This is a genomic window from Butyrivibrio sp. (genome assembly GCF_017635265.1).
GTDB lineage: Bacteria > Bacillota > Clostridia > Lachnospirales > Lachnospiraceae > Butyrivibrio.
Genome location: NZ_JAGBLU010000084.1, coordinates 21,453 through 27,609, shown reverse-complemented (window position 1 = coordinate 27,609; position 6,157 = coordinate 21,453). Strand labels below are relative to the sequence as shown.

The window sequence follows — 6,157 nt, the reverse complement described above, 5'->3', positions numbered from 1 at the left end:
GACCCTCAAACCAAACCCTCAAACCAGCCCCTCAAACCAGCCCCTCAAACTAAACCCTCAAAAACTCCCACTCAAAAAGGGTCTGACCCTCAAGTCAGACCCTCAAAAACTTTGGCAAACCCTCAAAAACTTTGATTATCCTCCCTTTAGGGAAACCCGCGCAGCGAAGCTGCTGGGTGAGAGTCCCCTTCCGCGCAAAACAAAAAGGACCAACTCTTTCGAGTTGATCCTTTTGTTTCGTGCGGAAGAAGGGACTTGAACCCTCACGATGTAAGCATCACAAGATCCTTAGTCTTGCTCGTCTGCCAATTCCGACACTTCCGCAATTCTATATATGTACAAACCACTTCATTGCACTAGATAAACTCTAGTGCAGGAGAAGGGACTTGAACCCTCATGTTGTTGCCAACACATGGACCTGAACCATGCGCGTCTGCCATTCCGCCACTCCTGCGTGCAACGTAGATAATGATACCCACTTTTGCCCGCACTGTCAATACTTTTTTGGAATTTTATTGCAATCTTTTTCAGAAAAAATTTTAAAGTCTTGTCAACTTATCGATATAAAAATACATTTTTTTCATTACATCAGATATATCCTTGTAATGAACAGCACAAATCACAGCCGCAACGGCAAATATACCTGCAAAGATAAAACTCACAAAGAAGAATTTTACAAATCCGGCTGCAAGAAAAATACTGGCACATGTAAGAAATCCTATAATAGCCGTAAGTGTTCTCATAAGTTCCTGATGAAGAACAGTTGTCTGCATCACTATTCCTTCCCTTTCTGAAAAAACTTCATCCTCAGAAAGAACTTCAAAATCAAGCTTCTCAAGATGCCTTAAATAATCTCTGAATCTTTTTTCCATGTTGCCTCCATGATTTATATCATAAAAATGACCTTAAAGTGAGTCTGAAAATATTATACTATATTTCGTTTATTTTTACACCGATATGCTGATTTGTTCATCTTCGATCAAATTGTGAAACATATAGATTTATCCGCAAAGAAATAGATTCGATGCGCATTATTTCAGTCTTTATAAGTTCAAGCAATTCCATGTTAAACTTATCATTTTGTGCAATGGCTCTTTCAAGAGCAGCACCATCCTGATCATATGAGCTCTCACCACATATATCAACTCCGATCACATTCTTTTCTGCCAAAAGAGCTCTTGTAAATTCCAAAACTTCTATATCTGTAAAATCACCCTGGTCCCAATTAGTCTCCAGGTATTCTTTTGAAATAACGTCTTTGTCAATTGATAGGTAAACAGGGTAATCTGTTTGCGGAAGACTAATTTTAAAGTTACCAATTCCTACATTCTTTTCAGTCAACCTTATAATCACATCTTCTCTGTCATAAAATTTCACTTTTCCAACATCCGTCTCATCAAGCTCATCAATAAGCTTTCTATCAGCCCCTATTACATGTACATCCTTCACATATGGATTCTTATCAATAACTTCTTTTACCCAGCTTCCGCAGGATAGAATATCTCCAAACATCGATGGCTGCATATCCGGATGATGATCCAGCACCACAAGTGAAAATGGCTCATTTATCATTTCCAATAAAAGAGCTGACATATAATGATAGTTTCCGGAATCAATGAAATGAACACCTTTTGTAAAATTGTTTAACAGCTTATCTTCAAAAGCAGGCTCTTCGCCTAATATAGATTTTCTAAGATGATCCAGAATTCTTTTCCTGATTTCTTTTCTTGCAAAATCATCGCACAAACAGTTTGTCCCGGGAACATCTCTTAAATCCACGATCTTTCCACAAAATGAAGAGCCTTTATCTCTTCGATAAAAGCTCTCATCATCATAAATTCCCGAAAAATTAAAAACTGTAAATTCTGCCTTCATGTTTAGTCCTTCAAATTATCTCGCAAGATCTGCCAAATGTATGATTGCATCCTCGGCAATAAGCTTTTCTCCATGCTCAGCTATAAACATAGCTTCAGGAGCATTGACTGTAAGCATCCGGGAATATTCAACGCCTGCCCTTCTCATGTCATAAATAATACTCTCATTAGCTGACATAAGTCCTGCAATAAGGTAATAGCGATTCTCATACTTATACAGGCTGGAATCCACAATAGGTAGTCTCTGTACAACCTTTGAAAAACGCTTTGTTTCATCAAAGTTGTCAAATTCCATCATGTATCTTGCATACTCTGAAAGTGGCTGATAACTTGTGGTTGCCTGATTTATATCAGGTGTTTCAAAGTCATCTTTACCATAAATCTTATTTATCGTCTCCGTCACATTAGTGATAACTTCATTGAGGGCAACACCCTTTTCCTTGCCTGTCTTGGCTTTGATGTCATCTACCTTTTCCTGGGTCAGCATTTTAAGAATAGTATCAGCTGCTCCGCGAATACGGTCTGTTGCTTTCTGAATATCTTCATTGCTCATCTTAACAGCGAAGATGCGCACACTTCCATCCATCATCATATTCTTACTCATCATCATGACCTCAGTTTCCGGGTCATAATCAAGCTGTGCTCCAACTTCCTTGTTGAGCTGTGCAAAAAACGAAGTGGTATTCTCTGCCCCTTCTATAACTGCCTCAGGAGTAAGCCCAATTTCATGAAGTTCAGATGCCGCGATACTGCATTCTACTGTTGTTGAATTCATTTTTACTATTATCACTACGCATCATCTCCTCTCCTTTGGATACATTCGCTCCATTTTGTACTGTAATTATAGCGCCTCGAATTAGCACTGTCTAGGTGAGAGTGCTAAAATTTCTATTAAGATACTATAATATTACAGTAAGTTTATCGGCTAAAACGCGTTTTTGCATAAGAAAAGCGCTCATCTTCTGATATGTTTACTTTCCTCTGCCGCCTTAATAACATCAGGTGCCGTTCCTGTCTCGCTATACTTTCCCGTAGACTCACATCTTACTGTGACACGATTTGCTCCACCTAAAGTACAGGTAAAAAGAGTCAAATCCCACTCACCGGCCTCCATTTCCTCTACATCATATGCCCCGAGTGTTTCCATGTTTGTAACTTCATAATAAACGCTCATTCCGTTCATATCTGTTACAATAACTTCGTCTCCGGAATTTAACCGATTCAAATTACCAAAATGCTCTGAATAGTTATGCCCCGCAATGATCAGGTCATTGTCGTACATCGATCCCTTATATCTGCAAACAGCATATTTTGCATCTTCCTGGCTCCAACTACTCTGAACCGGTAAAAGAAGTCCCAAAGAAGGAATCTCGACAGTTCCAACAAAACTGTGTCCATCTACATCTACAACAGGCATATCACCGGACAGGTTTTCCAAAACCACACCGGGCATCTGTTCAATAACACCTTCAAGCATTTTGTCTGATGCACTTCCGGCAGCAGCTGATTCCTCAAGATTATGCTTTATCAAAAATGCTGCTATGAATATTAGTGCTGTTCCAATTAAAATGTAAGTATATCCGGTCAGTTGTCTACGCATTCTGCCTCATCGCCTCTTCAATCGCATAGGAAAGCTGATCGGGGCATGAAGTATTCTTAAATCCGCATTTAATGCCTCTAAGCTTACTTATGGCATCCTCGCACTTCATTCCCTCTACAAGCTTTGAAATTCCCTGTAGGTTACCATTACACCCGTTTGTAAACTTAACAGCTCCAATGGTATCTCCATTAAGCTCTATATCAATCTGTGTAGAGCATGTTCCCTTTGTTTTGTAAATCATTATCTCTTACCTCTTTCTATATCTTTATTATATCAAATTTAGCGACATTTATATATTTGTCAATACCTGAGTTACTGTTCACTCGCTTCCAGCTCGCTACAGTAACTGATTCGCGCATTCATTTAAGTTCGACTTCGTCGAAGAAATGCGCTCACTCCTGAATCATATTCTCACGAAATGCGCAGCATAGTGCGCATTTCTGTCTGAACAGTAACATACCTGATACAATTGTTTAGTTTCGGATGCAGACAGTTTTTACAAATAAATATATAAAATTGCACCCTGCGGTCAAACACAAGGTGCAATCAGCATCAATCACTTACTAAATTCGGTACAATCATCTGTCAACCGGCATTTTTCCTGTTTTTCATGATTCCTTTAACAATAAATAAAACCCCTGCAATTATCAATATCGGAAGCGGCCACCATAATTGCCCTGTCTGAGGAAGTCTCCTTGCTCCCAATACTGCAGGAAGATTTCTGAATGCCCCAAGCACTTCAGGAAGATCAGGAAGTGTTTGTGTATCAGGCGTATCCGGATTTTCCGGTGTTTCAGACTCATCAGGTGTGTCAGGAGTATCCGGTGTTTCCGGCTCATCCGGAGTATCGGGTATCTCCGGCTCGTTGTAAGTGTTTTCCAGAGTAAACAGAATAACCTTACTGCTCTCCCCATTGTATGAGCTTTCTATTGTATTAACTGTATAATTCGAATCTGAACTGATATTTTCCTTTATTGTCCAGCTATGAGCCGATGTATTACCTGACTCGTCAGTATAATCCAAATCTGACCAGGTATAGAACCAGCTATTTGAAGCACTAAGTTCTACAGTCTGAACATTCTCTCCGTCTCTGTACAAATCTACGCTGATTGATACAGGACGTTTATCCTCATTTCCGGAGTCCTTCCAAACCTTTCTGATTTCATAGGTTTTGGGATACTCTTGAGAACATTTTGCTCGTAATATTGGAGCATAAACCGGATTTACCCAGGTATCATTTTCATCTGTTGTCGGTACTGATATCAAAAAAGTATCAACCACATAAGTACATGCCTCCTCAGCATCATATAGCGCCGCAGTACGGATCATGTACAGTCCAAGATGAAGGTTTTCAAAGTGTGCTTCACCACTAGCATCAGCTACTGAATGAGCTGCAGGAGTCATATGACTATAAACATAAGGCTCAATAGTATCAATCACATCATCCCACTGACTCTGGTCAGTAATCCTGTTGATGTCAGTAACAGGCTGGTCCTTAAGTTCATCAATAAGTGTGAACTCACCGTTCTCATTTATATCTGCCACCAGATATGCATCAACTTCCATCCCCTGAAGAAGCTTATCATCAAACTTATAAACAAGAGTCATCTCTCCCTTGTCCTGCCAGTTCATATCGATAAGTCCCCTGGCCTCTACAGGTAAAGAAATACTTGCAGCCGCGAAAATAACCACAGCCGCAGCCATCAATATTCTGTTAAGGTTTCGCAAACATTTAATCATTAGTCAACCTCAGTTTTTGCTGCTTTCTTCTTGGGCTTTCTAGTCATAACCATAAAAATAATAAATGCTATCAGCAGCATTGGTGCTCCGATAAAAGGAGCAATTATCATATTCCCGTACCTCGTTGCATCAGCAGGTACGATAAGTTTTGTCTCTTCGTTATAATCAACACGCTTTGCTCTTACAAGGAGCCTGTGAGTATTTACACCATACGGCGTACAAGTCACCAGCGTGACATATTCCTCTCCATTTACTATTGCCAATCCGGTTACTTCTTCCGGCAATACTATGCTTATATTATCAACCTGATAAGCAAAAGTCTGATCCATGATATGCAAAAGAAAAGTATCTCCTACTATCATCTGATCCAAATCCGTAAAAAGTTTTGAGGATGGAAGTCCTCTGTGTCCTGAAAGTACAGCATGTGTAGAACTAGTTCCTGTAGGAAAAGAAGTTCCTTCAAGATGTCCTATTCCCGTCTGCAAAACTGATTCTGAAGTTCCATGGTATATTGGTAGATTAACCCCAATATTTTCTATTTCTATATATCCTATAATACCTGTGCCTGTAGGATTAAGTACACTATTGTACTCCTCTAGTTCTTCGTCAGAAAGAGTAAAGTTCATAGCCTTTTGAGTCAATGCTTCGTTGTACTTATATGCCTCTTCCCAAAATTTACTGTAATCCTCCTGTGTCATATTGGATATAGCTTCATCATAATTACTAATTGCCTTGCTCTGATGCTGGGAATTTATATAATTACTTACGGATGGATAAAGAAAGATAGCTATTCCAATCAAAAAAATAACACCAAATACAATGTTAGGTATTTGTTTTTTCAATCCCTTTTTCTTTTTCATAAATTATCCCTGGGATCAATCCTTATTGCCAATTATCTGCTGGGAATCTTTGTTAATTCATCAAGGGGAATTATCCCCCTGAT

General features: G+C 39.3%; 8 protein-coding genes and 2 tRNA genes. 1 reads left to right on the top strand and 9 read right to left on the bottom strand.

What is annotated here, in order from left to right; translation table 11 throughout:
* Nucleotides 1-259: hypothetical protein (locus J6O61_RS09770; RefSeq protein WP_292212484.1), on the top strand; the 259-nt coding region annotated here is incomplete at its 5' end.
* Here J6O61_RS09770 and J6O61_RS09765 read toward each other — a convergent pair.
* The 9 genes from J6O61_RS09765 to J6O61_RS09725 all read right to left on the bottom strand — a co-directional run bounded on the left by J6O61_RS09765 (nucleotide 241) and on the right by J6O61_RS09725 (nucleotide 6,074).
* A tRNA-Leu gene (locus tag J6O61_RS09765) sits at nucleotides 241-324 on the bottom strand. The genes J6O61_RS09770 and J6O61_RS09765 overlap by 19 nt on opposite strands.
* 47 nt (nucleotides 325-371) lie before the next feature.
* Nucleotides 372-454, bottom strand: a tRNA-Leu gene (locus tag J6O61_RS09760).
* 85 nt (nucleotides 455-539) lie between these two features.
* Entirely contained in the window at nucleotides 540-872 is a 333-nt protein-coding gene (locus J6O61_RS09755; protein ID WP_292212483.1) for a hypothetical protein, read from the bottom strand.
* Nucleotides 873-969: 97 nt separating this feature from the next.
* Nucleotides 970-1,875, bottom strand: a complete 906-nt coding sequence (locus tag J6O61_RS09750; protein ID WP_292212480.1) for an arginase family protein — start codon at nucleotides 1,873-1,875, stop codon at nucleotides 970-972.
* A 15-nt stretch (nucleotides 1,876-1,890) separates the two neighbouring features.
* Nucleotides 1,891-2,664 (bottom strand): adaptor protein MecA, encoded by a 774-nt coding sequence (locus J6O61_RS09745; RefSeq protein ID WP_292212478.1) that lies wholly within the window; start codon nucleotides 2,662-2,664, stop codon nucleotides 1,891-1,893.
* 165 nt (nucleotides 2,665-2,829) lie between these two features.
* Nucleotides 2,830-3,474: a sortase gene (locus J6O61_RS09740; protein ID WP_292212476.1), complete on the bottom strand. Its 645-nt coding sequence runs from the start codon at nucleotides 3,472-3,474 to the stop codon at nucleotides 2,830-2,832.
* Complete coding sequence (locus tag J6O61_RS09735; RefSeq protein ID WP_292212473.1) at nucleotides 3,467-3,715, bottom strand: TIGR03905 family TSCPD domain-containing protein; 249 nt, start codon at nucleotides 3,713-3,715, stop codon at nucleotides 3,467-3,469. Before J6O61_RS09735 ends, J6O61_RS09740 begins: the two co-directional genes overlap by 8 nt.
* 344 nt (nucleotides 3,716-4,059) lie before the next feature.
* Nucleotides 4,060-5,214, bottom strand: coding sequence for a Cna B-type domain-containing protein (locus J6O61_RS09730; protein ID WP_292212470.1), 1,155 nt, complete (start codon nucleotides 5,212-5,214; stop codon nucleotides 4,060-4,062).
* The gene (locus J6O61_RS09725; protein WP_292212467.1) at nucleotides 5,214-6,074 is read right to left on the bottom strand and encodes a class C sortase; all 861 of its coding nucleotides are present in this window, start codon (nucleotides 6,072-6,074) and stop codon (nucleotides 5,214-5,216) included. Before J6O61_RS09725 ends, J6O61_RS09730 begins: the two co-directional genes overlap by 1 nt.
* Nucleotides 6,075-6,157 lie beyond the last annotated feature (83 nt).

Excerpts from the sequence above, each read along its gene's own strand:
- J6O61_RS09755 (WP_292212483.1), bottom strand. The coding sequence starts at position 872 with ATGGAAAAAAGATTCAGAGATTATTTAAGGCATCTTGAGAAGCTTGAT.
- J6O61_RS09750 (WP_292212480.1), bottom strand. The coding sequence starts at position 1,875 with ATGAAGGCAGAATTTACAGTTTTTAATTTTTCGGGAATTTATGATGAT.
- J6O61_RS09740 (WP_292212476.1), bottom strand. The coding sequence starts at position 3,474 with ATGCGTAGACAACTGACCGGATATACTTACATTTTAATTGGAACAGCA.
- J6O61_RS09735 (WP_292212473.1), bottom strand. The coding sequence starts at position 3,715 with ATGATTTACAAAACAAAGGGAACATGCTCTACACAGATTGATATAGAG.
- J6O61_RS09730 (WP_292212470.1), bottom strand. The coding sequence starts at position 5,214 with ATGATTAAATGTTTGCGAAACCTTAACAGAATATTGATGGCTGCGGCT.
- J6O61_RS09725 (WP_292212467.1), bottom strand. The coding sequence starts at position 6,074 with ATGAAAAAGAAAAAGGGATTGAAAAAACAAATACCTAACATTGTATTT.